The 899-nt window shown below is 47.2% G+C and carries 1 protein-coding gene; it reads left to right on the top strand.

Features of this window, described 5'->3' with window-relative positions; translation table 11 throughout:
• Positions 1-687 precede the first annotated feature (687 nt).
• A partial coding sequence (locus tag R7Q48_RS25600; RefSeq protein WP_318132971.1) for a hypothetical protein occupies positions 688-899 on the top strand: 212 nt, incomplete at its 3' end.

The following is an 899-nucleotide window of genomic DNA, read 5'->3' as shown; positions in this document are numbered from 1 at the left end:
GTGGGTGTGAAATTGCCCGTTCGCTCACCAATTTCGTGAGACAGAGAATGAAGTACTTTTTGCTAGCACTTTGCGAATCCTGCCCTAACCTCAAAAACACCGTTTTTTTTTCGTGTGCACGAAAATGTTGGGAAGTTACCGGTCAAACGCTCACTGTGGGAAAGCTCGGACAGACAAGCTGCCCAATGCTTTACACACAGCCGCTAAATAAGATCTAGAAAGCAACAACAATGCGCTCCGCGCTCAATAAGATATTTTGCTGTGATGAAAAGGGCAGAAGATAAGGACGTCGCCAAGGCTCCCCCGAGTCTGCCCTTTCGGCTACGCCGAACCCCTACCTCGTAAACCATTAAATAGGTTGAAGTATCGGGGTTCATTTCACGCTTTCCTGGGGGTTGTCTCTCCCTTTCGGGCTGCCCTACGCTCTCCCTTCAGCGCTCTGAGTTCATTTGCAGACTCTCAGAACGTCCACCTCAGTGGGAGACACCAGACCGTATTATCATTTGGCCTTACTCGATGCCTGGCAGCTGTAGCATCGTGACCTATTTCGTCATTTCGGGGCTGGTTCGTTCGCTGGTTGGCTCAGGTTGTCCTTGATCGCCAACGGGATGTCTTCGCCTATCCAAAACATCTTGATTCCAAATAGGCCGCGGGAATACTTGAAGTGCTTAAACGATATGAGCTATCATGAAAGGACTTACCGGAGCTGCGAAACTCGTAAGTATTCCGAAAAAACCGACTTTGGCGAGTCGGTTTTTTCACATCTGGAGAAAGAGATTAATCCCAAAAGCATCTGATCTCAATGCTGAACTTCAGGTAACAATATCTTTATTTGTAAAAAAGCACCCGCATGGGTGCTTTTTTTATACCTTCATCCATTTCCACTTAGAAACTCTTTG

The organism is Vibrio sp. 378, from assembly GCF_033339435.1.
Note: the sequence above shows the minus strand (reverse complement) of the source record. Positions and strands in the feature narration are given on the sequence as shown.